Genomic DNA, 24,677 nt, shown 5'->3' with positions numbered 1-24,677 from the left:
GCCATAATTACTATGGCTGCCTTTTTATTTCATTACCCCACCAATCCATTAATTCATACCTAAGTTTTAAATAGGTTGAACGATTATAAGCCCTTCGTACCTAATTCTTATCAGCATGAGCCAAAGCTGCCTCAATAACATCAGCATTGAATCCAGCTTCATTCATGGCTGTACTGGCTATAGAACGCAAACCATGCGCAACAAGCTTCCCACCATAACCAATTCTCTTCAGTGCGGCATTAGCAGTCTGGCTATTCATTGGTTGTTTTGGGTTGTTTCTACTCGGAAAAACGTGTTCTCGCTGAGCGCTGATAGGCCTCATCACTTCGAGATCGATCTCTGCCCATCTTGCACCTGAAGCCTCTGAAGGGCGAACGAGCGTCAGGAGCTGCCACTCAATTAGACAGCGAGTCGGCACAGATAGATTTGACATCACCAAAGAACGCATTAATTTCGGCAATTCTTCTGGCCGTAGTGTCGGCATGTTTTGCTTTTTGGGTTTCTCAAAGGCCATGCCTACCCCTGAAGCAGGGTTGGAATCTATTAGGCCAGTATTAACCGCATAAATCATTATCTCGTTAACACGCTGTACTAATCGGCGGACTGTCTCCAGCGCACCACGTGCTTTGATTGGCTCTAGTGCTTCAACAATCTTTCTGGCTTTTATCTCCTGAACAGGTATTGCCCCGATAGCAGGGAAAACATCTTTATCTAAAGAGCGCCAAATGTCTTTCGCATAATCCTCCGTAACGCTTCTGCTTTTAATCTGAAACCAGTTGGCAGCGACTGTTGAGAAAATGCTATCTAACTCAATCTAGCGTTGCTCTGATGCTTGTTCTTGCAACTGCTGGGGATCGATTCCCTGCGCGAGTAAGGTTAGATGCTGATCGCGGATTTGGCGCGCTGCTGCGAGTGTAAGGGTAGGGTATGAATCGAGACTCAGATTAGTTCGACTATTGCTTACCGGACGTTGGTATCGGAAGCGCCAGAGCTTTTTGCCAGATATTTTTACGAGCAGGAACAGGCCGTCACCATCGTGCAGAGTGAACTCTTTTTCACGGGGCTTAGCTTTAAGGATCTCGTTGTTAGTGAGAGGGCGTGTGATGCGCGCCATGTTGGTATCCCTTCCATAATTGGTACACGTTTAATGGACCACAGTCTAGCGTGTACCTAAACGTGTACTAATTTTCTCTGGACTTGGCTGGATATCCTCGGACAACAACGGACACGAAAAAGCCCGCAGGGCTTGCGCCATGCGGGCTTTTCGTACTTCATCGGACTTATCTGGTAATACCCGATGTCTAAATTGGTGGAGCTGGGGGGATTTGAACCCCCGTCCGGAACCACTCTACCGTCGGTACTACATGCTTAGTCTATCTTTACATTCGCTTGCCAGCTGCGAATAGACACGCCACTAACAAACTAGCCTGATTAGATTTAGTGCTTCAACCCCAGGCAAGGCATCCACACGATCTCTTTTGGGTTTGACCTCTCTTGATCCCCGTCCTAAGAGCGGAGGCTAGGGAGAGAGGGCTCAAAGCAGGTTATTAAGCTGCTAAAGCGTAGTTTTCGTCGTTTGCGACTATTTTTTTGCGGCTTTTTACGAGGCAAACCGCCCCTCGGCATGCACCTTGGGCTTTGCAAATCCCGTCGAATCCAGAATCAGCCCCCAAGAAACTTTCGCCAGTATATCAGAACTTACCGTTGTTAAGCCAGTGGCTTAGCGATTGGCGTTCTTCATGATACGGGCTTTGTCTAACTTCCATTCACGTTCTTTGATGTCATCACGCTTGTCGTGATCTTTTTTACCTTTCGCCACGCCGATTTTGACTTTGCTCCAGGCATTTTTCCAATACATGGATAGTGCGACGACCGTGTAGCCATCGCGACTGACGCGGCCAAACAGTGAATCCAGCTCGCGTTTGTTGAGCAAGAGTTTGCGCGTGCGTATGGGATCGCACACAACGTGTGATGAAGCCACATTCAGCGGCGTGATCGTTGCGCCAAACAGGTAAGCTTCACCGTTCATGAAGGTGACATAGCTGTCGCTGAGGTTTGCTTTGCCTGCGCGCAGTGATTTGACTTCCCATCCTTGCAGCGCAAGGCCGGCCTCAAATTCTTCCTCAATGAAGTATTCGTGACGGGCGCGCTTGTTCTGCGCAATGGTGGCGGAACCGGGTTTGTATGCTTTTTTCTTTGTCATAGTGCCGTCATTATACTGGATGTCATTGGGAATGAAATCCCCGCCGTGCGTCCGTGTCGTGGTTAATGATATCGTGCGATAAGCTTCGCAGAATTTTTGTCTGTCGGGCTATCAGTGCTATTATTTTGCGCGTTTTATGAATCACGGAAAATAGTATGCCAAAGATAAGTCGTTCCGCACTGGTGCCGTTCAGCGCTGAACAGATGTACAAGCTGGTGAATGATGTCGCTTCCTACTCCGCGTTTTTACCGGGCTGTACGGGGAGCCGCGTGCTCTCCTCCTCAGAAGGGGAGATGACCGCCGCAGTGGACGTTTCCAAAGCCGGTATCAGCAAGACCTTTACCACACGTAATACGCTAACACACAACCAGAACATCAATATGCAGCTGGTCGATGGCCCGTTCCGTCAACTGGGTGGCGACTGGCATTTTACGCCGCTGAGCGCCGATGCCTGTAAAGTCGAACTGCATCTGGAATTTGAATTCACCAATGCCTTGATTGAACTCGCTTTTGGCAAAGTATTCAAGGAGCTGGCAGGAAATATGGTGCAGGCTTTCACGCAGCGAGCAAAAGAGGTCTACAGTGTCCGCAATGCAGGTTGATGTGGTCTACGCGTTGCCGGAACGCCAGTATCTACGTACGGTGAAGCTGGAAGAAGGCAGTACGGTTGAGCAGGCTATTGTGGCATCGGGCCTGCTGGAACTGCGCCATGATATCGATTTACAGGTGAATAAAGTCGGTATTTACAGCCGCGCGGCGAAGCTGGCCGATGTGGTACAGGAGGGTGACCGCGTGGAAATTTATCGTCCACTGATTGCCGATCCGAAAGAACTACGTCGTCAGCGCGCAGAGCGTGCTAAGAGCAAATCCTGATCGGTAACGCTAAACGGCACATGACGTTTTACTGAGCGTCCTTATCGAAATGCCCTTACAAAAAAACACAGGCAAACCTGAAATGTTCAGATTTGCCTGCTGTTATACCCGTCATACATCAAGCCGCGTGTGCGTTGGCTTCCTTCAAGCACTCCGCCCATTGTGGGCTTCGTCTTAACGCGCCGCCTCTGGCTACCAGAATCGTTCATCCTGATTCAGCCGAACGGCATTGAAAGCATTAATCCAGCGCAGGTTTGTTGTTGATGTTGGTTAACACGCCACTGCCGCTGAAGGTCAGCGTCAATGTCTGCTGTTTTATCGATTCATGACCCGGTTGCTGGCGGAAGACGTAAAACCAGGTATCGCTGCCAAACGGATCCTGCATCATAGGAGTACCCAGCGTATAAGCGACCTGTTGTTTGGTCATGCCGGTGTGAATTTTCGCAACGTCAGCCGGTGCCAGATAGTTTCCCTGATTGATGTCCGGCCGATAGACCACTTTTTCCAGTGTGGAACAACCGGCAGTCAGCATAACAACCACCGCGGCGACGACAGTCAGCGTTTTACAGCGCATAGTGATTACATTCCTTAAGGGCATAGGTTGCCGATGATAATAGACCTTGCAGGACTTGGAAACCTGCAAGGCGATTGTATGACCTCAGGAAGGTAAAAAAGTTGAGCTTTTTTACCCGTGATGCACCTTTCTCGCCTTTGTCGGCAGCAGATTTTAGGCTGCCAGCAGTTCTTTGGCATTTGCCAACGTATTTTTGGTGACGGCGCTGCCGCCCAAGAGACGTGCCAGTTCTTGTAGCCGAGCACGTTTATCCAACGGTTGCATCAGGGTTTCCGTTTCTGCACCGTCCGTTTGTTTGCTCACGAAGAAGTGCTGATGACCGCAGCCCGCGACCTGAGGTAGGTGCGTCACGCACATCACTTGCGTAGATTCACCGAGCTGGCGCAGCATTCTGCCGACGATGGCAGCGGTTGGCCCGCTAATGCCCACATCGACCTCATCGAATATCATTGCTGGTGTGTCCATTTTCTGCGCGGTGATCACCTGAATAATCAGTGCAATACGCGATAGCTCACCGCCCGAGGCCACTTTTGCCAGCGTCTGATGCGGCTGACCAGGGTTCGTGGTCACGCGGAATTCAATACTGTCGGCACCAGTAGCCGTCAGGTTGTCTGGCGTAAATTTCACATCAATGGTGAAGTGGCCGTGTGGCATTGCCAGCTCACGCATATTGGTGGTGATGAGCTGAGCCAGTTCGCTGGCGTGGTGCTGACGGCGCACGTGCAGCTGTTCTGCAAGGTGCAACGCCTGCTGATGATATTCGCCGACGGAAGCACTAAGCGCGTCGTGGTCGCTTTCCTGCTGTTCCAGCTGTTGCTGTTCTTCCAATAGCTGCTGATGGAATGCAGGGAGCGCCTCTGGAGCAACATGATGCTTGCGTGCCAGCGCGAGCTGGCGCGACAGGCGTTGTTCCAGTTCATACAGGCGGATCGGGTCGAGATCCATTTGTTCGCTGTAGTGGCGCAGTTCATCGCTGGCTTCGCTAAGCTGAATGCCTGCTTCTTCGAGCATGGACAGTACGCCGGACAGTTTGTCATCCATGCTGATGAGTTCGCCAAGCTGATGTTTTACGCTGTGCAGCATACTGATGATGTTTTGCTCTTCATCTTCGCTCAGCAGTTGCATGGCCTGTTGGCTCATTGTCAGTAGCTGACCGCTATTCGCCAGACGCTTATATTCAACGTCAATCTGCTCATATTCACCGAGCTGTGGGGCGAATTCGTTTAGCTCTTTTAATTGGTATTGCAGCAGTTCCCGGCGAGCTTCGCGCTCAATGGCCGCCTGTTGCAGCTGCGCCAGCGCGCGGCAGCTTTGGTGCCACTGATGCCAAACCTGCTGCATCGCAACCAGCAGCTTCGGTTCATCGGCATAGGCATCCAGCAGGTGTTTTTGATGATCGGGGCGCAGCAGTAGCTGATGAGCATGCTGACCATGTACCTGAATCAGGTGTTGGCCGAGCTCACGCAACTGAGACAGCGGCACGGCGGTGCCGTTAATAAAACCGCGCGAGCGGCCATCAGCGCTAATGACGCGGCGTAGCAGGCATTCGTTGCTGTCATCCAGTTGGTTTTCTTCCAGCCACTGACGTGCCGTCGGGGTATCCGCCAGCGCAAAGCGGGCGCAAATGTCGGCGCGGGCAGCGCCCGGTCTGACCATGCTGGCGTCAGAACGATTTCCCAGACATAAACCGAGGGCATCAATCGCAATGGATTTCCCCGCACCGGTTTCCCCGGTGATTACGCTCATTCCTGACTGAAAATCGATTTCTAATTCGCGCACGATGGCGAAGTTACTGATAGTGAGTTGCGCCAGCATGATAAACCCTTGTATGTAATCACATGTGATTACATACAGTATAAACTGGTTTTATATACAGTAAAGTAGCTGGATAAAATTTTAGAATAATTTTTTTGACCAGCCGAGTTTTGAACTTAGTGTATTGAAATAGCTGTAATTTTTGGGGTGGATTAGATTCAGGTAATGTTCGCTGCGACGAATGAGGACTTCTTCGCCTTCCTGTACTGGTAACGCAATCTGGCTGTCGCAGCTGATTTCCAGGTCATTGGTAATGCAGGAAAATTTCAGCCGAATCGTGCTGCTGCTGTTGATGACTAGCGGTCGTGCAGACAGCGTATGCGGAAACATGGGTACCAGCGCAATCGCATCCAGTGACGGCGTCAGAATCGGGCCGCCAGCGGAAAGGGAATAGGCGGTGGAGCCGGTAGGCGTGGCGATAATCAGGCCGTCTGAGCGTTGGGAGAAGGCGAACTTGTCGTCAATATAGACTTCAAATTCAATCATGTGTGCGACTTTTCCGGGGTGCAGCACCACTTCGTTAATGGCGGTACTGATGCTGTCCTGCTGGTTTGCGCGGCAAACGTGCGCTTCTAACATGAAACGCTGTTCGCTCAAATAATGGCCGTCGAGAACGTCAGAAAGCTGCTGCTGCGCCTGATCCGGGTCGAGATCGGTCAGAAAACCGAGGTTGCCACGGTTCACACCGATCACCTTAATGTCATAGCGCGACAGCACGCGCGCGGCGCCGAGCATGTTGCCATCACCGCCAACGACAACCGCCAAATCCGCCTGCTGGCCGATGTCGGCAAGACTCGCGGTCGGTGCGTCTTTTAGATTCAACTCACGGGCGATCTGCTGCTCGATCAGAACCGAGTAACCTTTGTCGGTGAGCCAGTGATAAAGCATCTCATGCGTTGCTAGCGCCGTTGGGTGGCGCGGATGGCCGACAATGCCAATACAATTAAACGGCCTGTTCATTGTAAGCGGTGTGTTCATTGCTGTTTTTGTCCTCAGCGTGGTGTATCGGCAGCGGCTGGAACCAATATATGACTGGTTCCCTTGAATCCCCGATTTTGATCCCCATAATAAGCAACTAGCGAGATTAATGCTAAACCGCGGAGAATTTCATGAGTAGTAAAGAACAGAAAACGCCTGACGAGCAAGTCCTGGATCAAAAGGAAGCAGCAAAAGGGCAGCAAGCGGATGCCGCGCCAGAGACGGCAGACGTAGCTGACCCGCGTGATGCGCGCATCGCCGAGCTGGAAACCCAGTTGAGCGAACTGCAACAGCGTGAACGTGACAATATGCTTCGCGTCCGTGCTGAAGCCGATAACATTCGCCGCCGTGCGGAAATGGATGTTGAGAAAGCGCACAAATTTGCGGTAGAGAAATTTGCCAGCGAAATGCTGCCAGTGATCGATAACCTGGAACGTGCGCTGGATACGGCGGATAAAGCCAACGAATCACTGGCCGCGATGATTGAAGGTGTTGAACTGACGCTGAAATCGTTGCTGGATGCTGTACGCAAGTTTGGCATCGAGGTTGTAGGTGATGTGGGCGTACCGTTTAACCCAGAAGTACATCAGGCAATGACGATGCTACCTTCGGCCGATCACCAGCCGAACCATGTCATGATGGTCATGCAAAAAGGCTATACGCTGAACGGTCGCTTACTGCGTCCGGCGATGGTCGCGGTATCAAAAGCACAAGACTGATTCTTTCTGCTTTTACGCACTATTTGCTTTCTACGCACCATCATGTGCAACGTATCTTCATTCCAAACCCCGTGTTCACCGCATGGGGTTTTTTGTTTATATCCCCCGTCATACTTCAAGCTGCATGTGCGTTGGCTTTCCTCGCTCACCCCAGTCACTTACTTATGTAAGCTCCTGGGGATTCACTGTGTTGCCGCCTTCCTGCAACGTGAATTATTTAGTGTACATTTTGTTAAGATTTGTTTGATAAAAAAGATGTTTTTTAGGTTTTGAATGACTCATCATCATTAGCTATCAAAAGAATTGGTATTACCACTCTAAATGCACTTGATAATCATTATCGTTTTGTGAGAGTAATATAACACCAGTGTTAGAAGGGTCATACTATGCCGGGTAGCCGTGTTATTGAGTCAACAAGCCGCACATCAAGGAAGGTCAAACTTTCTCTGATGGGGCCGGCGTTTATCGCGGCGATTGGTTACATCGATCCGGGTAACTTTGCCACTAACATCCAGTCTGGCGCGGCCTATGGCTATACGCTGCTGTGGGTGGTGGTGTGGGCGAACCTGATGGCGATGCTGATCCAACTGCTGTCCGCCAAATTGGGGATCGCAACGGGCAAGAACCTGGCGGAGCATATTCGCGATCGCTTTCCGCGCCCGGTCGTTTGGGCGTATTGGGTGCAAGCCGAAATTATTGCGATGGCGACCGATCTGGCCGAATTTATCGGTGCGGCGATTGGTTTCAAACTGCTCTTGGGCGTGTCGCTGCTGGAAGGCGCGATCCTCACCGCCATTGCAACCTTCCTGATTTTAATGCTGCAACAACGCGGGCAGAAGCCGCTGGAGATGGTCATTGGCGGTCTACTGCTGTTTGTTGCCGCGGCGTATATTGTCGAGTTGGTCTTCTCTCAGCCTGAGCTGTCCGCGTTAGCCAAAGGCATGGCGATTCCTAGTCTGCCAACCTCTGATGCCGTGCTTCTGGCCGCAGGTGTGTTGGGGGCGACCATTATGCCGCATGTGATTTATCTGCATTCTTCCCTGACGCAGCATGAAGGTAGCCATACCCGTGCCGAGCGTTATTCGGCGACGAAAGTCGATGTGGCGATTGCGATGACCATCGCTGGATTCGTCAATTTGGCCATGATGGCAACAGCAGCGGCGGCATTCCATTTCAGTGGTAATCAGGATATTGCCGATCTGGATAAAGCCTACCTCACGCTGGAGCCGCTGTTGGGTAAAGCCGCCGCGGTCATTTTCGGTCTGAGTTTGGTGGCTGCTGGCCTGTCTTCTACCGTCGTTGGCACGCTGGCGGGCCAGGTGGTGATGCAGGGATTCGTACGTTTCCATATCCCACTTTGGGTGCGCCGCACTGTGACGATGCTGCCGTCGTTTATCGTGATCCTGTCTGGTATGGACCCGACGCGGGTGCTGGTGCTGAGTCAGGTGGTGCTGAGCTTCGGGATTGCGCTGGCACTGGTTCCGCTGCTGTCCTTCACCGGCAACCGTGAACTGATGGGGACGATGGTCAACGGCAAATGGGTTCAGCGCATCGGGCAGCTTATTGTCGTGCTAGTGGTTTCTCTGAATATGTATCTGCTGATTGATACGATGTTGGGGATATAAAACGGGTGCCACCGATTATTACTTCGGAATAGCGTGGCACCTTTCCACTCTTTATCACTCGCTTTCTTACTTGCTGGCCTTCCTCAATTCCGTCACCGGCACGCCGCCGATTCCCCAGTTGTCCGTTTCGACCTCATCAATCACCACTACGGTGGTTTTGGGGTTTTTGTTTAGCACATCGACCAGCAGCTGGGTCACGCCCTCAATCAACTGACGTTTTTGTTCAGCGGTGACGCCTTCATTGGTGATTTTGATGTTGACGTATGGCATGGGTTCTCCGGGATTAGGGTAATGAACGACGATAGGGGAAGCAGAGCCCTGCCGCGATGAAAAGTGCTGCTGCGCTACATAGGATCGCTGGCGCGACAGCGTTGGTATTCGTCAGGGCGCTGGTGAGCAGCGGGCCAAGAATCTGACCGATGCCGTAAGTGAGCGTCACCAGCCCAAGCAGGTTGATGCCATGTGGTGCGCGTAGCCGCTTGGCTAACGGCATCACTAGCGAGGTCGTTCCCATAAAAGTAGCACCAAAGCCGATACAGCTGAATATCAATGCCACGGGAGAGTGACCGAACAGCGTCAACAGGACGCAGCTTCCCTGAATGAGCAGGTTCGCCGTCAGGCAGGGTAACGTCCCCCAGCGACTGGCAGCCCATAGCCAGAAAAAACAGCCAGGAATCACCGCCAGCCCAACCAGCGACCATAAATGCAGGGACAAACGCGGCATGTCCAGTGCGATCACCATCAACGGCAGATAAGTGGCGATGATGATGTACCCGAACCCCGCGAGGCCATACAGCAGCGCAAGCCGTCGCCAGCCAAGCTGAGGCGGTTCATCAGCATTGACCAGCGGCTGCTGCACGACGGTGGATTTTTGCGGTGAAAGAATGAGTAAGGCGAGCAGAAGTAGTACGGCGATCAAAGCCGCTCCCCACCACAATGGCTCGGCGGTGAGGGCATAATGCCGCCCGATGATGATGTATTCATTGCCCAACACGATCCCCACGCCAACCCCGGCATAGAGCGAGGCGATAACGTGCGCATGCTTTGTGTGGTGCAAAATAGTCAAAGAACCGAAGATCATCATCGCCGCACTGGCGATCCCGGCAAGGAAGCGAACGATCATGACCAGCGCCGTATTGGTGGTCAGAGCCATCGCGAAGAGTAAAACGCCGGTTGCGGCGGCAGCGCTAAACAACAGGAACACCGGTTGAGCGGTTGAAGCGCGACGGCTGAAAGAGAAAAACAGGCTACCGAACAAATAGCCGGCGTAGTTCGCGCTGGCAATATAGGACAGTTGGCCGAAGGTGAAGCGACCTTCCTCCAGCATCACAGGCAGCATCGGCGTATACAAAAAGCGCCCAAGCCCCATTCCTAACGCCAGCACGATCGTCCCGAAAAGAGCAAGAATCAGCGTATCCGATAGGGCGATATGGCGAGGACGTTCCGTCATTCGATGGCTCAGAGTTGAGAGAATATGTCGTTATCCTGCCCGTTTTCTCGTCAAATGAAAGTGAATAGTAATGAGTAGGTTGGTGACGCAGAGAGAACGCTTTTGGCAGGACAACGACGGAGGAGATGCGCGCATCGGATATATCGAACCCGACTCCACTGGACCGATCTTGCGGGAGTCGGGCTTTTTACCGCGACTGCGGTTAAGCGATGGTTTTACTGAACGCGTCGACGGCAACGATCGCGTGGGCGACGTCTTCGGCCGTTAACTTACTGTCCAGATTTTTCAACGTATCGGCGTCGCTGCACGCCAGTTCACCCACTTTGATCAGATTTTCAAACGGCTCATTTTCCAGATGCAGATCTTTTAGCAGCGTTGGCATGTTGATGGCGCGGTAGAAGCGAATATAGTGGGCGATTTCCTCATCAGGCCGCTGCTCCAGCACCATATGCGTTAACGTTCCGTAGGCAACTTTTTCCCCGTGCGTGAGGTGGTGGATATCGCCTTTGATCGCGGTAAAGCCGTTGTGGATGGCGTGAGCGCCCGCCAGCCCGCCGTTCTCAAAGCCCAGACCGGAAAGCAGCGTGTTGGCTTCAACCACGGATTCTACCGCCGGTGTGACCACGCCTTTTTCCACAGCTTTATAGGCGCTGTAGCCGTAGGTTAGCAGCGTTGTTTCGCAGGTTTCGGCAATGGCCATGCCCGCCAGCGTAGGTTTACCGCCCACCATGGAGAGAGCGTGAGAGCGCTGAACGGCCTGTGCTTCGACAAACGTGGCCAGTCCATCGGCAATGCCGGAGGCGAACAGACGCGCGGGTGCCTGCGCACACACGGCGGTATCGACCAGCACCAGATCGGGGTTCTTATTGTAAAAACGGTAGGATTCAAACACGCCGTCATCGGTATAGATGACGGACAGCGCGCTGCACGGTGCATCCGTTGAGGCCACGGTCGGGACGATAGCGACGTTGTGTTTTAGCTCATCGGCAACGGCTTTTGCCGTATCCAGTGTTTTACCGCCACCTAATCCGACGACGATATTCGTTCCTGCGTCACGCGCCAGCTTGGCAAGACGGGTGATTTCGTTGCTGGAAGCCTCACCGTTGAAGCGCTCGTAATGATGGCCGATGCTCGCCTGTTTGAGTGAGGCATCGACGCGCTGGCCGATGATGTCCCACACCGTGCTGTCCGCCATCAGAAAGGCTTTCGTCCCCAGCGGTTTAAGTTGCTCGCCTAGCTCATCCAGCACGCCACGACCCTGAACATATTTTCTAGGTGAAGAGAAAATGAAATGACTCATGTTATCTACCTCGATGATGTTGTTGGAGAAATGATGCGGTATTGAATCCGCGTGAATCATGGAAGGCGGTTGCGATAAGCGCGTTATGACGAATTGACGGTGTTTATAGGGCGACGAAAACGCAGCGACTTCCCGGAACGTGAGTTACTGAAGATTCAGTATAGACGATGCACGTATGCCGGATGAAAGGGGCGGTCGGATTGCTGAGGATTTCACGTTATATAAATCATGTGGTTAGCGTTTATTGAACGAGATGTTTCCGTTTGGCTTACGTTGCACTGCCCGTTTATGCAGGGGCTAAAAGGGGATATGATGAATCTGCACCGTTATAATGAAAACGATTGTAACGAAGCGTTGTCACCGAAAAATCCCTTCAGTCATCGAGCATCGAGGTGTTTGCATGTCGTCTCCCATTGATATCGTCGAAAAGAAGCTGCTATCTGATAATTGGTATATTCTGAACAAATATACTTTTGATTTAAAAAGAAATAATGGCGGTGTGGTTCGCCAGGTTCGTGAAGTTTATGACCGTGGTGATGGTGCGACGATTCTGCTGTACAACCGGGCGAAAGGCACGGTGATTCTGACACGACAATTCCGTATTCCCACCTACGTCAACGGCAACGAAAGCGGCATGCTGCTGGAAACCTGCGCGGGTTTGCTGGACGACCATTCGCCCGAAGAATGTATCCGTAACGAAGCAATCGAAGAAACCGGCTATGCGATCGGCGATGTGGAAAAGCTGTTCTATGCCTACATGTCGCCGGGCAGCGTGACGGAACGCGTGCACTTCTTCGCTGCTGAATACGATGAGTCGCTGCGGGATAATGAGGGCGGCGGTGTGGACGATGAAGATATTGAGGTGCTGGAGCTACCGTTCAGCGAAGCCGTTGCGATGATGAACGATGGCCGGATTAAAGACGGTAAGACCATTATGCTGCTACAGCACGCGATCATCCGCGGCTGGTTTGCCAAGGCATAGACATGTTTTGCGGCACACGGGTATCCCATGTGCCGCTTGATTCTGTGTGGTAACGCTTTCATTTTTGCGTAATTCCACGGTGAAGGCGTGATTATGGTTAATATGAGCTGATCAACCTTTTTATACTGTCATTTTTTGTTTAATTTTCAATTAATTATGATGTTTTTTGTTTTTATTTTTATCATTTTTATGGGCTGGCATGGGCTTTGTGGGAGGAAATTTTTCCTAAATTTTTTGTATTTAGATCGAATATTTCGTCATTTTTCTCCCTGTTGTGTGACCCGTATCACCGGATGAAAGAATGTAAGCGGTGTAACTCGTTGCTTCATTATGCAGTAACTCATATTCTCTCTTTACAAAAAGTAAAGAAGGACTGCTCTGATGAAGATCAAGAATAAAGTATCTACCCTATTTGCAGTTTCATTCCTCACGCTGGGCTTATCGAGTCAGAGCCTGGCTGCTGAAGTCACCGTGTGGGCCTGGGATCCTAATTTCAATGTCGCGGCAATGCATGAGGCATCGTCGATATATAAAAAAGCCGATCCAAGTTTTAGTCTGAAAGTGATCGACTCAGGTAAAGAAGATATTGAGCAGAAATTAAATACCATGTTGGCTTCAGGAGTTAAAAACTCGCTTCCTGATATTGTGCTTATTGAAGATTATAATGCTCAGAAATATCTTCAGGCTTATCCTGATTCGTTTATCCCATTACAGGGCGCTATCGATTATAGCCAGTTTGCACCTTATAAAACGAAAGTGATGACGGTAGGGGATAAGGTATACGGTGTTCCTTTTGATTCCGGCGTGGCGGGAATGTTCTATCGGCTCGATTATCTGGAGGCTGCCGGATATAAAGAGAGTGATATGGTGAATATTACCTGGGATAAATATATTGAAATCGGTAAGCAGGTAAAAGCGAAAACCGGTGTTGATATGCTGACCTACGATATGAACGATGTGGTTCTTCCTCATATTATGATGCAGTCCGGTGGAGAATGGTTCTTCGATAATCAAGGACAACTCAATCTCACTAAAAACAATGCACTGAAAGAAACATTGAAAACGATTAAAGCGATTAATGACGCGAAAATTGCACGTCCTATCTCTGGCTGGTCGAGTTTCGTGGGGAGTTTTAATGCCGGAAAATCGGCGAGTGTGGTTTCTGGTGTATGGGTGATTGGCTCAATTAAAAGTGCTGAAGATCAGAAAGGAAAATGGCGTGTTGCGCCGATCCCACGGCTGAACCTCGATAAAGCGGTACATGCTTCCAATCAGGGGGGCTCGAGCTGGTATGTCTTAAAAGGTGGCAAAAATACTAAACAGGCGATTGAATTTTTGCAGAAAACCTTTGCGGCAGATAGCAACATGTATCAAACCCTTTTGGTTGATCGCGGTGCGCTTGCGACCTTCCTTCCCGCCACGTCCGGCCCTGCTTATGCAGTAAAGGATCCGTTCTTTGGTGGTCAGCCCGTGTTTGCTGATTTCTCTAAATGGGTGACTGAAATTCCACAGGTTTCCTACGGTATGTATACCCAGGAAGTTGATAACGCCATTGCTGCTGAAATACCTGCATTACTGAAAGGAGATTCTGTTGATGACGTTTTAAAACGCGCCGAAGCTACATTAAAAAATCAGATTATGCAGTAGCGAGTGTGAGCTTGAGGGCGTAAAGCCCTCAAGTATTTCTCTCCAGAAATCGATGGTGTGATAATGATGTATAAACCTAAAATGAATAGGCTTTATAACATCAACGGCTGGGCTTTTGTCGCTACGGCTGTTGGGTTAATTGCCTTAATGACGATATACCCTATTTTCAAATCACTTTGGCTCTCTTTTCAGTCTGGCCGTGGTGTGGTGACACAATTTGTTGGCCTGGGAAATATCATTCGTTTATTCAGTGATCCTATGTTCAAAACGGCACTTTGGAATACGCTAACGTTTCTGGTAATCCAAGTTCCTATTATGATTCTCTTATCACTGGCTATTTCTTCTTGTTTGAATTCGTCTCAACTTAAATATCGCCAATGGTTTAGAATTGCCATCTTTTTGCCTTGTGTGACCTCTCTGGTGGCCTACTCAATTCTTTTCAAGAGTATGTTTGAACTGGATGGCGTGATTAACTCATTCTTGCTGTTTATTCATGTTATTGACGATCCGATTCCGTGGTTATCCGATCCTTTCTGGGCGAAGGTGACCATCATTATTGCGATTACATGGCGTTGGACGGGATATAACATGATATTTTATCTTTCTGCTATGCAGAATATTGATAAATCCATTTATGAGGCCGCCCGAGTTGATGGCGTCAGCCCAATTAAGCAGTTTTTCTTCATCACCATACCCTTATTGAAACCGGTTATTCTTTTTACCAGTGTGACATCAACTATTGGCACATTACAGCTGTTTGATGAAGTCATGAATATCACTAATGGTGGTCCAGCAAATGCGACGCTGACGTTATCGCTTTATATTTATAATCTGTCATTCAAATTTGTACCGAACTTTGGCTATGCGGCAACAGTTTCATACGTGATTGTTGTTTTTTCAGCAATACTTGCGCTGATTCAGTTTAAAGCAGCACGGAAGGGATGATATGAGAAAAAGTAAAATTAACAGCATGCTGATGCATATTTTTCTTGTGCTGATGAGCATTTTCTCGCTTTTCCCATTCTATTGGATGGTGGTATCGAGCACGAATAGCACCAGCCAAATCAACATGGGTAAATTCACGTTTGGCGATCAGCTATTGGTCAACTTTACCAATCTGACGAGCCAGGTGGATCTGGCATTAGTGTTTTGGAATACCTCTAAGATTGCGTTGATTAGCACGGTGTCAACGCTTGTCGTGTGCTCTATCGCGGGTTATGCCTTTGAGATTTATTCCAGTAAGAATCGTGAGCGTGTCTATGTTGCGTTATTAACGACGATGATGATCCCGTTTGCGGCATTAATGATCCCGCTTTTCACCATGTTTGGTAAGGCTGGCTTACTGGATACGCATTTTGCCGTTGTCATGCCGACGGTGGCAGGCGCATTTATTATTTTCTACTTTAGGCAATGTACGAAAACGTTTCCGAGAGAGTTGATCGACGCTGCGCGCGTAGAAAGTGTCGCGGAGTGGAAAATTTTTCTGTATGTCTACGTACCGATTATGCGAGCCAGTTATTCCGCTGCGTTTATTATTGTTTTTATGACGTCATGGAATGCTTTTCTCTGGCCGCTTATTGTCCTCCAGTCTAATGAATTAAAGACGATTAATCTGGTGTTATCCAGCTTTGCTTCTGCCTATTCTCCAGACTTCGGGCTTATTATGGTAGGAACAGTCATCTCTACTCTTCCTAGCTTACTTATCTTCTTCGCCATGCAAAAGCAATTTATCGCAAGTATGACGGGCGCAGTGAAGTAATGCGCGTGCAATGGCAAATTAAGTTTGAGGTTCAACATGGCTGATATTTTATTAAAAAATATAGTGAAGCGTTACGATAAGACTGAAACAATCCATCGTATTAATCTTGAGATTAATTCAGGAGAATTTGTGGTCTTCGTCGGCCCGTCGGGCTGTGGTAAATCGACGTTGCTGAGAATGATCGCTGGACTGGAAGAGATCACGGATGGCGAAATTCATATTGATAACCGTTTAGTTAACCATTTTGATCCCGCAGAGCGGGGGATTGCGATGGTGTTCCAGTCTTACGCGCTGTACCCGCATATGACGGTGGCTGAAAATATGGGGTTTGGGCTGAGAATGAACGGGCATCCCAAAGCTGAAGTCGAAAAAATGGTGCGCAAGGCCGCGATGACGCTCCAGCTAGAAGCCTTGTTAGACCGCACACCGAAACAGCTGTCTGGTGGGCAGCGTCAGCGCGTTGCGATTGGACGGGCAATTGTGCGCGATCCTAAAGTGTTCTTATTCGATGAGCCCTTATCGAACCTCGACGCCGAATTACGTGTGGAAATGCGTTTACAGATCGCCCGGCTTCATCAGGAAATGCGTAACACCATGGTTTATGTGACGCACGATCAAGTGGAAGCGATGACGCTGGCGGATAAAATTGTGGTGTTAAACAAGGGATATATTGAACAGGTTGGGACACCGATGGCGCTCTACCATAAGCCAGAGAATCTTTTTGTCGCTGGTTTTATCGGTTCGCCGAATATGAACTTTTTACCCGGCAAAGTGCTACAGGTTGAAGGGAGTAACGTGAGTATCTTGATCAATAAGCTCAATACACTTTCCGTTAATCTTGCTAACCACGGATTGCACGCCGATCAGAACATTACCGTGGGTATTCGCCCTGAACACCTGAGTATTGACCCGAACGGCGGGGACGTCAGCTTGTCGATCAATAGTGAGGTCACTGAAAGGTTGGGTAATGCGACCTATATTTTTGGTGCGTATTCTGGCGTTAATAATTTCAAGGTTCATTTGTCGGGGGACAATAGTATTGTGCCTTACTCAACGATTCCGCTGACGTGCCGTAGTGAACATCTGCATTTTTTTGATGAAAATGGAAAGCGGATTAATTAACAACGAATAAATAGCAAAAGTCAGATAGTTAATTGAGCAGCCTGTCATATTCATGTTGGCTGCTTATTCTATTAAGCGATATTCACTTTGATAAATATAGTCTTTTTTTATAAATATATAGCCTTGTATTGTTATTCTGTCCCCGAACGTTACGTGATAAATACCATTTAAGAGCATCGCCTCAAGGAGAAATGAATGAAAAAGAATAATTATTCAGGAATCATCTCTGTATTGTTAATGCTGTTTATAGGGTTCATGTCAGCCAATCTGGCGAAAGCGGCGCAGCCGTTTGCTTATGGCGCGGATATTGGCTGGGTTAAGCAATTAGAAGATCGAGGGGTAACCTGGCGTGATGATGCAGGAACGCCGCGAGATGTATTACAGATATTGCGCGATCACGGCATAAACGCTGTACGGTTACGCATTTTCGTTAATCCCGACCCCAGTGCGCTATGGCATAAAGATAATACGACCTGGACGATGCTTGGCTATACGGATAAAACCCGCGTGGTGGATGCCGCGCAGCGTGCTAAAGCGATGGGAATGCGCGTCATGGTAGATTTCCACTACAGTGATGTTTTCGCGGATCCAGGTCATCAAATAAAGCCAGCCGCGTGGGCGAACTACAATCTGAGCCAATTAACGACGGCCGTTTATAACCATACTCATGAGGTGATGACTGCGCTTATTTCCGCTGGCGTGACGCCGGAATGGGTGCAGGTCGGCAACGAAATGAATCCGGGAATTTTACTCCCGGAAGGCAGTACCAGCCGGTTTGCCAATTTAACGCAGCTACTGAATGCGGGCTATGATGCGGTTAAAGCGGTCAGCCCTTCTTCTAAGGTGATCAGCCATCTGGCGCATGGGAATAATAATTCAAACGCTCGCTGGTTTTTTGACAATTTTCTCACCACGCACGGTGGGAAAACCGATGTGATTGGCTTTTCGTTCTACCCCTATTGGGAGGGGAAAAATTATTGGGAACTCACTGGCGCACTGGCGAGCAATCTCAATGATATGGCGAGCCGGTATGGTAAGGAAGTCATGGTCGTTGAAGTCGGCGGCTTGGAAACCAACCCGACAGACAGTTACTGGACGATTAGGGATACGATTAATCTTGTTAAAGCGGTGCCGGGAAATAAAGGGATCGGGGTTTTTTATTGGGAGCCTGCGGGTAATGCAAAGGTGTTACCGGATGGCTACGCGTTAGGCGCGACGACGCAAGTTTCAACCAATGTATTGCAATTTACCCGAGCACTGGACGCGTTTGCCGAATCACAAATCAATTTTATCAACGGAACCCGCTATAAGATCGCTAATCGACAGAGTGGCAAATCACTGAATGTCGTAAGCGGTTCACGTGAAGACGGCGCATGGGTTGAACAATACACTGACGGCAACTGGGACAGCCAGCGTTTTTATTTTAACGCGATTGGCAATGGTTACTTCAATCTGGTGAATGTGAATAGCGGGAAATACATTGATGTTAATTTCAGTGCCAATGAGGATGGTGCGCAAATTCTCCAAATGTATAACACCGGCCATTTTAGCCAGCAATGGCTGATTTTGGATGCGGGCGATGGCTATTATAAAATCATGAATAGGAACAGTGGGAAGCTTTTGGATGTTAATAGCCGTTCAACAGAGAACGGGGCATCCGGTATTCAATGGCATGATAATGGGGGATGGAATCAGCTGTGGAAAATAACCGCTAATTGATGCTCTCTGGCCGCGTAGCTTGCTGACGCGGCCGCTTTATTTGTAAGGGTAGAGAAGATAAGAGGACGTATTATAGAAGGGCATCGTTGAGCGTGAAGCTTTCGCGCCACACCATTTCATAACCAATCTGTACGTGTTTCTTATAATAGCGTCCGGCCACCAGCTCTAAAAACAGATCGACGGCGGCTTCGCCCATTTCAGTGGGGTAGAGTCGCATTGTGGTCAAACTGGGATTGAGATGTTGTGCTGTGGGGATGTCATTCATCCCAATCACTTTTATTTGCTTGGGAATGGAAATACCTTTCTCTTGAATCGCCCGGTACACGCCAATAGCGATAATGTCTGTCGCCGCGAACACCACATCAGGCCACTCTTTTTGTTGCAGTAACTCATTCATCGCCTGATAGCCGGACTCAATACAGAATAACTGGCTGACCTTGCATCGCGACTCGTCGTAGATACCGTGTTTTTGCGTTATTTCCTGAAAGACATGCAGCCGGCTCTCATTATTCCCTATAAATGCGGGACGCTGAGCGTCGCTATTCACAATGTAATGTAAGACTTCGCGTGCAGCCGCCTCTCGGTCAAAAAGCACGGCGTCACATTGTTTATCGAGGGGGGCAGAGTCGATAAAAATCAGGTTTTTATTTAATGAATAAATTAAGGCGATATCGTTATCGCTAAAGTGACCGACGCAAATGATCGCCTGCGCCTGAGATAACGTATGGCTATTGGAGGATAAATTTGTGGTGAATAGATTGCGTAACGAAATATTAAAATGATGGCAGCGGTTTTCAATGCCAATGCGCATTGCGGTGAAATAAGGGTCGTTGAGTTCTTCTGAGGGCGTAAGAAAGTGGACGACGGCGAGATTTAATAAATTGTCATTATCCATTTTGAAATGAGAGCGGACAACAAGCGAGTTCTCTAACTTTTTTTTCTGCTGCTTACGTTGTGTCGGCGATAAATAGGCCAACTCATGGGCAATTTTCTTGATGAGCTGGCGTTTTTCTTTGGTTATAGACAGGCTGGGGTCGTTATTAAGTACGCGAGAAACGGTTGAGGCTGCCACTCCGGCCTTTTGAGCGATATCTGTAATCGTTGCCACAAAAATTTTCCATAATTTGCCTATGAGGATGATAGTAGCCAATGCCTTACTGATTGAACATGCCCAGTAACCAAAAATGCGATGAAACTTTCAGCTATCGCCGTGTCACCCGCATGGGCGGTATCCTGTCCAGACGGGGCTATCAGGGATGGAGGCTTATGCGTGTTGTACTTGTGGGATCATCCGAACGAGGGGATGCAGCAGCGGCAGGAAAACCGCTTATCAATTTATCGCCTACTGGGCGCGCTTTCCTGCTCTGGGGTGATGCGGACGATATGAATAATCAGGTACAGCATTTCATCGTTAGAAATGTCGATGTTGAGCAGGTTATGAATATAGTCTTTGATCAGTCGGCTGCATTTATAGGCATCAGGATATTCTTTGGTGACCTGCTCAAAAATAAAGTCATCGTTTGAATGAATCAGGCTATTTTCCAACAGACGCTGAATAAAGAATTGCATATGCGTCAGGAAGCGAGAGTAGTTAATGGACTCTTTATCAATCACGATATGGAAGTTGTACTGAATAATATTAAAGATATCTTTCAGCATCTTGACCGACTGGAGCGTGTTTTCCATATTCTGGACGTCGGTTTGGGCGTTGACCAAATGGAACGCGATATTGCCTGCTTCCTCTTCGGGTAATTCCAGATCCATTTGCTGGTTAATGTCGTTGAGCGCCCGTGAGGCAATCGCAAACTCCTGCGGATAAAACCGTTTTACTTCATAAAGCAGACGGTTTTGTATGCTGATGCCTTTGCGATAGCGCTCAATCGCAAAGCTGATGTGGTCGATAAGAGTAAAAAAGACCTGTTCGCTCAGGCGACCATGAAGCTGTCGGTTCGCATCATCAATAATCTTATTCACGATGTGAACATATTCCTCCCCGACGTGCTCAATCAGACGAGCAAATTCGCGTGGCGATGTGCCATCCTTGAGAATAAAGGTCTTCTCAATTTTGGCCGGATCGAGAATATCGCCGGTTTTGCTGTTAAAACCGATCCCTTTCCCCATAACAATGATTTCGTTGTTATCTGCATCAGAAGATAACACCAGGCTATTGTTCAGTATTTTTATTGCTTTTATCGGTTCAGCCATCATGCGTTTCTTGAGTGATTCGGTAGGAAAGTCAGTGAGATAAGATTGCCCCTGATTTGTCACGTTGCGGGAAATCGGCTTCCTGCAACGTGAAATATCCAGCGTCGTGCTTATCCCCGTTTTAACACGGTGTTCCCGGTATCGGCGGTATCACGGGGCGCGAGGAAATAAGCGCGCTCCATTTGATTCTATGACACCTTGATACCAGTAAAAACTTTTCTTTTTGATGCGTCGCAGATCTTTCAGATCGAATTCATCGCGGTTCACATAAATAAACCCGTAGCGTTTACCGTAGCCCTGATGGGTGCTGACCACATCGATCGCCGACCACGGACAATAGCCAATAAGATCAACGCCATCGCTGATAGCGAGCTGCATCTGTTCAATGTGGCGGGCAATAAAATCGATGCGATATTGATCGTCGATCGAGCCGTCGGCCTCAAGTTTATCCGGCGCGCCCATGCCGTTTTCCGTAATCAGGATTGGCAGATGATAGCGCTCGTAGGTTTTACGCAATGTGAGTCGAAGGCCAATGGGATCGATCACCCAGCCATAAGGCGTTTTATCCACGTGCGGGTTTTCCGCTGCGCGATAGACGCCGGGTTCGCCCAGCATGATTTGCTGATCGCCCGCGCGGGCGCTGACATCCGATGCATCGCCTTTACTGGCGGCAATGGTGGCGGTGGAGTAGTAGTTAATCGCCACGTAGTCGGGCTTGCCTGACAGTAGGATGTCGTCATCGCCGGGCAATGTCTCCGGCGCGAGACCGCGATCTTCCAGATAACGCCAGGCCAGCGCGTTGTAGCGGCCGTGCACTGCGACATCCAGAAAGCTCCAACAACGCAGCGTTTCCCAGTTGTGCGCGGCGATGGCATCTTCCGGCTTGCTGGTGGCCTGATACATGGAGGTGGTGTTGATCGCCGGGCCAATCAGGCCATTGGGCGCGAGTTCGTGACACAACGCCATGACCTGCGCCTGCGCCAGCATCATGTGATGGTTCTGCTGATATAGCACTTTTTTGGATGGCAAAACGCCACCTTCCGGCAGGCCAATCGCGCCGGGGTGCAGAATCATGGTGTTCTGCTCGTTAATCGTCAGCCAGTATTTCACCTTGTTGCCGAAATGGGTAAACAGCGTGCGGGCGTAGTGAACAAAGGCATCAATCGTGGCGCGGTTCTGCCAGCCGCCCTGGGCTTCCAGACAATAAGGCAAATCGAAATGGTAGAGCGTGACGACCGGTTCGATATTGTGCGCGTTCAGTTCATCAATCAGGCTGTTGTAAAACGCGATGCCCAGCGGATTGATGGCACCGATGCCGTCGGGAAGAATACGCGTCCAGGCGATAGAGAAGCGATAGGCCTTTAACCCCAGTTCAGCAAACAGCTGCACGTCTTCTTTAAAGCGGTGGTAGTGATCGCTGGCGACGGTGAAGTCGGCGGTGTTTTCTGGGGGCAGACACTTATCAATGATCGACGGGCTTTTTCCATCGGCCTGCCAGCCCCCTTCAACCTGATAAGCCGAAGTCGAGGCTCCCCACAGAAAGCCCGCAGGAAAGTGTTTTTGCTGTTGGTAATGCATATTTTCTCTCACATCCGAGAGGCATTGGGCAGGGCACCCAATGCCTTTATGGGGATTAGGCGTTCACTTTAATGATCGTATCCAGTGGTGCGATCGGCTGTGGTGCGGTGCAGACGACGCTGGCGTAGTCATCGCTGTTGATGATCACCACTGGCGTAATCGGGTCGTAACCCAGACGCGTGATTTCATGCAGATCGAAGCTGATTAGCCTATCGCCCGCGCTAACCCGGTCACCCGGTTTGATATAGCCGGTAAAGTGCTTGCCGTTGAGATTCACCGTATCGAGGCCGACATGAATCAGTAACTCCAGACCGTTATCTGTCCGGATACCGACAGCGTGTTTAGACTCAAGGAACGTGATGATTTCGCCACTCACTGGCGCGACCACTTCGCCCTTGTCAGGAATAATCGCCACGCCTTGTCCCAGTAATCCCTGTGAGAATACGTCATCGTTGATGTCATTCAGCGCGACCAGCTTGCCGGACAGGGGACTCATAATCGCTTGCGGTTCAGTGTGGCCTTCCGTCGCCTGCGGCTTTTTGGCGGTCTCTGCGACTGGTGTCGACTGGCTATTGGTGGTTGGTACTGCGTCTGTTTCATCCACCGGATCGTCAAATCCCATGATCCAGGTGAGCGCAAACGTGACGACAATCGCGATGGCGCAGGTGATCAGCGCATGGACGATGTTCATCGGGTTTTCACCAATGAAGGCAGGCAGCGCCGCGAGACCCGGTGAGACGAAGGCGTAGCGAACCAGCCCAGCCAGCCCGGCATAGATCCCTGCACAGCCCCCGCCGATCATAGCGGCAATCAGCGGTTTCTTCAGTTTCAGCGTCACCCCGTACAGGGAAGGCTCGGTGATACCCAGCAGAGCGGTGAAGCCTGCGGAAGAAGCCAGCTGTTTCAGATTCTTGTTCTTGGTTTTAAACGCCACGCACAGTGTGGCAGCACCCTGAGCAATGTTGGAGGCCAGCATACCGGGCCCGTTGATCATCTCGAAGCCGTTGCGAGTCAGCTGCGAGGTAGCAATTGGCGTCATCGCCCAGGCGGTGCCAGTGATCACCAAAAACGGTTGCAGACCGCCCATCAACATCGGAATGAGCCAGCTCGCTTTTCCGTCGATGATCGCCGCGCCGCTGGCGACCAGATCGTTGAGGAAAATCCCGAAAGGCCCAATCACTACCAGCGCGAGCGGTGCGGTAAACAGCAGCACGATCATCGGCTTGGTGAAGAAAGTGATCATCGACGGTGAGACTTTTTCAGCGAATCGCTCAATGTAGGACATGATCCACACGGTGAGAATGATCGGCAATACCGATCCGGCATAGTCCGCCAGCCGCACCGGAATACCGATAAAGCTGATGGGGCCGCCGGAAGCCAGTAGTTGAGCCAGATTCGGGTGCAGCAGTGCGCCAGCAATCGTCATCGCCAGAATCGGGTTGCAGGAGAACTTGATGGAGGCACCGTAAGCCAGCAGGACGGGCAGGAAGAAGAAGGCCGCATCGGAGATGGTGTCCAACAGGCGATAGGTCGTGCTGTCGGCGGAAATTAGCCCTGTCAGTTTGAGGATCGCCAGCAGCGCTTTAATCATCCCTGCGCCGGTAATCGCCGGGATAACGGGCGTGAAGGTGGTGGAGATTACGCTGATGATTTGCGTGAAAATACCGCCTTTTTTCTGTTTTTCCTTACTGCTGGCAGTGCGCTGGCTGGTCATCTCGCCAATCTCGTTCAAAATCGCGCGATAGGTGATCTGGACATCGTTGCCGATGACCACCTGAAACTGACCGCCGCGATCCACCACGCTGATGACGCCGGGGAGTTTGGCAATCGCCTCTGCCTGTACGGCATCGCTGTCGTTGAACTCAAAGCGTAAGCGGGTGGCGCAGTGGGTCAGCTTGCTGACGTTCTGCTTGCCGCCGCTTAACGCGAGGATGTCGACTCCAAGTTTTTGATAATCCATTTTTTGATAATTCATAGTTTTACCCTGTGTTGACGCCAATTAGGCCAAAAAAAAAGACCAAAATAAAAATGCACCTCTTGAAAAGAGGAAATGCATTTTTACTTTGGTCTTGCCTGCCGAAGCAGTAGCACGCCGCGATAAAAATAGGCTGGTGCAACTTGTGGTGTT

The 24,677-nt window shown here is 49.9% G+C and carries 21 protein-coding genes, 1 other RNA gene and 1 pseudogene; 10 read left to right on the top strand and 13 right to left on the bottom strand.

All coding sequences use genetic code 11. The annotated features are described in order from the left end of the window. Nucleotides 1–10 precede the first annotated feature (10 nt). From NXT09_RS13395 to smpB, 3 genes and pseudogenes are all read right to left on the bottom strand, one after another. Nucleotides 11–1,114: pseudogene (locus tag NXT09_RS13395) on the bottom strand (phage integrase central domain-containing protein). A gap of 193 nt (nt 1,115–1,307) precedes the next feature. Next, nucleotides 1,308–1,670, bottom strand: a transfer-messenger RNA (tmRNA) gene (ssrA, locus tag NXT09_RS13390). 50 nt (nt 1,671–1,720) lie between these two features. Further along, complete coding sequence (smpB, locus tag NXT09_RS13385) at nt 1,721–2,203, bottom strand: SsrA-binding protein SmpB (RefSeq protein WP_010282425.1); 483 nt, start codon at nt 2,201–2,203, stop codon at nt 1,721–1,723. A 155-nt stretch (nt 2,204–2,358) separates the two neighbouring features. Between smpB and NXT09_RS13380 the strand changes: the two genes are divergently transcribed. Then, nucleotides 2,359–2,805 carry a type II toxin-antitoxin system RatA family toxin gene (locus NXT09_RS13380; protein ID WP_010282427.1) on the top strand — a complete coding sequence of 149 codons (447 nt, stop codon included), beginning with the start codon at nt 2,359–2,361 and terminating at the stop codon, nt 2,803–2,805. Beyond that, the gene (locus NXT09_RS13375) at nt 2,795–3,076 is read left to right on the top strand and encodes an RnfH family protein (protein ID WP_010282431.1); all 282 of its coding nucleotides are present in this window, start codon (nt 2,795–2,797) and stop codon (nt 3,074–3,076) included. The genes NXT09_RS13380 and NXT09_RS13375 overlap by 11 nt, the downstream gene beginning before the upstream one ends. A gap of 238 nt (nt 3,077–3,314) precedes the next feature. Here the strand turns inward: NXT09_RS13375 and bamE are convergent, their stop codons facing one another. The 3 genes from bamE to nadK all read right to left on the bottom strand — a co-directional run bounded on the left by bamE (nt 3,315) and on the right by nadK (nt 6,425). Further along, entirely contained in the window at nt 3,315–3,650 is a 336-nt protein-coding gene (gene bamE, locus NXT09_RS13370; RefSeq protein WP_120358274.1) for an outer membrane protein assembly factor BamE, read from the bottom strand. Between the two features lie 153 nt (nt 3,651–3,803). After that, nucleotides 3,804–5,465, bottom strand: coding sequence for a DNA repair protein RecN (recN, locus tag NXT09_RS13365; RefSeq protein ID WP_268579999.1), 1,662 nt, complete (start codon nt 5,463–5,465; stop codon nt 3,804–3,806). 81 nt (nt 5,466–5,546) lie between these two features. Further along, nucleotides 5,547–6,425 carry an NAD(+) kinase gene (gene nadK, locus NXT09_RS13360; RefSeq protein ID WP_010282445.1) on the bottom strand — a complete coding sequence of 293 codons (879 nt, stop codon included), beginning with the start codon at nt 6,423–6,425 and terminating at the stop codon, nt 5,547–5,549. A 149-nt stretch (nt 6,426–6,574) separates the two neighbouring features. Here nadK and grpE point away from each other — a divergent pair, with 149 nt between their 5' ends. Together grpE and NXT09_RS13350 are read left to right on the top strand one after the other, a co-directional pair. Next, entirely contained in the window at nt 6,575–7,162 is a 588-nt protein-coding gene (gene grpE, locus NXT09_RS13355; RefSeq protein ID WP_039470939.1) for a nucleotide exchange factor GrpE, read from the top strand. A gap of 386 nt (nt 7,163–7,548) precedes the next feature. Continuing rightward, nucleotides 7,549–8,787 carry an Nramp family divalent metal transporter gene (locus NXT09_RS13350; RefSeq protein ID WP_268579998.1) on the top strand — a complete coding sequence of 413 codons (1,239 nt, stop codon included), beginning with the start codon at nt 7,549–7,551 and terminating at the stop codon, nt 8,785–8,787. 66 nt (nt 8,788–8,853) lie between these two features. Here the strand turns inward: NXT09_RS13350 and NXT09_RS13345 are convergent, their stop codons facing one another. The 3 genes from NXT09_RS13345 to NXT09_RS13335 all read right to left on the bottom strand — a co-directional run bounded on the left by NXT09_RS13345 (nt 8,854) and on the right by NXT09_RS13335 (nt 11,537). Further along, nucleotides 8,854–9,057 (bottom strand): 2-hydroxymuconate tautomerase family protein, encoded by a 204-nt coding sequence (locus NXT09_RS13345; RefSeq protein ID WP_010282462.1) that lies wholly within the window; start codon nt 9,055–9,057, stop codon nt 8,854–8,856. A gap of 13 nt (nt 9,058–9,070) precedes the next feature. Then, nucleotides 9,071–10,237 carry an MFS transporter gene (locus NXT09_RS13340; RefSeq protein WP_268579997.1) on the bottom strand — a complete coding sequence of 389 codons (1,167 nt, stop codon included), beginning with the start codon at nt 10,235–10,237 and terminating at the stop codon, nt 9,071–9,073. Between the two features lie 202 nt (nt 10,238–10,439). Then, complete coding sequence (locus tag NXT09_RS13335; protein ID WP_095993745.1) at nt 10,440–11,537, bottom strand: glycerol dehydrogenase; 1,098 nt, start codon at nt 11,535–11,537, stop codon at nt 10,440–10,442. Nucleotides 11,538–11,937: 400 nt separating this feature from the next. Here NXT09_RS13335 and nudK point away from each other — a divergent pair, with 400 nt between their 5' ends. From nudK to NXT09_RS13305, 6 genes are all read left to right on the top strand, one after another. After that, a complete protein-coding gene (gene nudK / locus NXT09_RS13330; protein WP_095701687.1) occupies nt 11,938–12,519 on the top strand; it encodes a GDP-mannose pyrophosphatase NudK in 582 nt (193 codons plus the stop codon). Between the two features lie 381 nt (nt 12,520–12,900). Then, on the top strand, nt 12,901–14,166 hold the full coding sequence (locus NXT09_RS13325; RefSeq protein WP_268579996.1) for an ABC transporter substrate-binding protein: 1,266 nt from the start codon (nt 12,901–12,903) through the stop codon (nt 14,164–14,166). Nucleotides 14,167–14,229: 63 nt separating this feature from the next. Then, a complete protein-coding gene (locus tag NXT09_RS13320) occupies nt 14,230–15,111 on the top strand; it encodes a carbohydrate ABC transporter permease (protein ID WP_039274971.1) in 882 nt (293 codons plus the stop codon). 1 nt (nt 15,112) lies between these two features. After that, nucleotides 15,113–15,925 (top strand): carbohydrate ABC transporter permease, encoded by an 813-nt coding sequence (locus NXT09_RS13315; protein ID WP_039274968.1) that lies wholly within the window; start codon nt 15,113–15,115, stop codon nt 15,923–15,925. Nucleotides 15,926–15,961: 36 nt separating this feature from the next. Continuing rightward, on the top strand, nt 15,962–17,047 hold the full coding sequence (locus tag NXT09_RS13310; protein ID WP_268579995.1) for an ABC transporter ATP-binding protein: 1,086 nt from the start codon (nt 15,962–15,964) through the stop codon (nt 17,045–17,047). A gap of 195 nt (nt 17,048–17,242) precedes the next feature. After that, nucleotides 17,243–18,766 (top strand): glycosyl hydrolase 53 family protein, encoded by a 1,524-nt coding sequence (locus NXT09_RS13305; RefSeq protein WP_268579994.1) that lies wholly within the window; start codon nt 17,243–17,245, stop codon nt 18,764–18,766. 70 nt (nt 18,767–18,836) lie between these two features. Here the strand turns inward: NXT09_RS13305 and NXT09_RS13300 are convergent, their stop codons facing one another. The 4 genes from NXT09_RS13300 to NXT09_RS13285 all read right to left on the bottom strand — a co-directional run bounded on the left by NXT09_RS13300 (nt 18,837) and on the right by NXT09_RS13285 (nt 24,509). Further along, a complete protein-coding gene (locus NXT09_RS13300) occupies nt 18,837–19,874 on the bottom strand; it encodes a LacI family DNA-binding transcriptional regulator (protein ID WP_268579993.1) in 1,038 nt (345 codons plus the stop codon). Nucleotides 19,875–20,101: 227 nt separating this feature from the next. Beyond that, a complete protein-coding gene (gene licT / locus NXT09_RS13295; RefSeq protein ID WP_268580047.1) occupies nt 20,102–20,971 on the bottom strand; it encodes a BglG family transcription antiterminator LicT in 870 nt (289 codons plus the stop codon). Between the two features lie 150 nt (nt 20,972–21,121). Further along, nucleotides 21,122–22,549, bottom strand: coding sequence for a glycoside hydrolase family 1 protein (locus tag NXT09_RS13290; protein ID WP_268579992.1), 1,428 nt, complete (start codon nt 22,547–22,549; stop codon nt 21,122–21,124). A gap of 55 nt (nt 22,550–22,604) precedes the next feature. Further along, the gene (locus NXT09_RS13285) at nt 22,605–24,509 is read right to left on the bottom strand and encodes a beta-glucoside-specific PTS transporter subunit IIABC (RefSeq protein WP_268580046.1); all 1,905 of its coding nucleotides are present in this window, start codon (nt 24,507–24,509) and stop codon (nt 22,605–22,607) included. Between the last annotated feature and the right edge of the window lie 168 nt (nt 24,510–24,677).

Origin of the sequence: Pectobacterium jejuense (genome assembly GCF_026800125.1) — a bacterium.
GTDB classification, from domain to species: Bacteria; Pseudomonadota; Gammaproteobacteria; order Enterobacterales; family Enterobacteriaceae; genus Pectobacterium; species Pectobacterium jejuense.
Note: the sequence above shows the minus strand (reverse complement) of the source record. Positions and strands in the feature narration are given on the sequence as shown.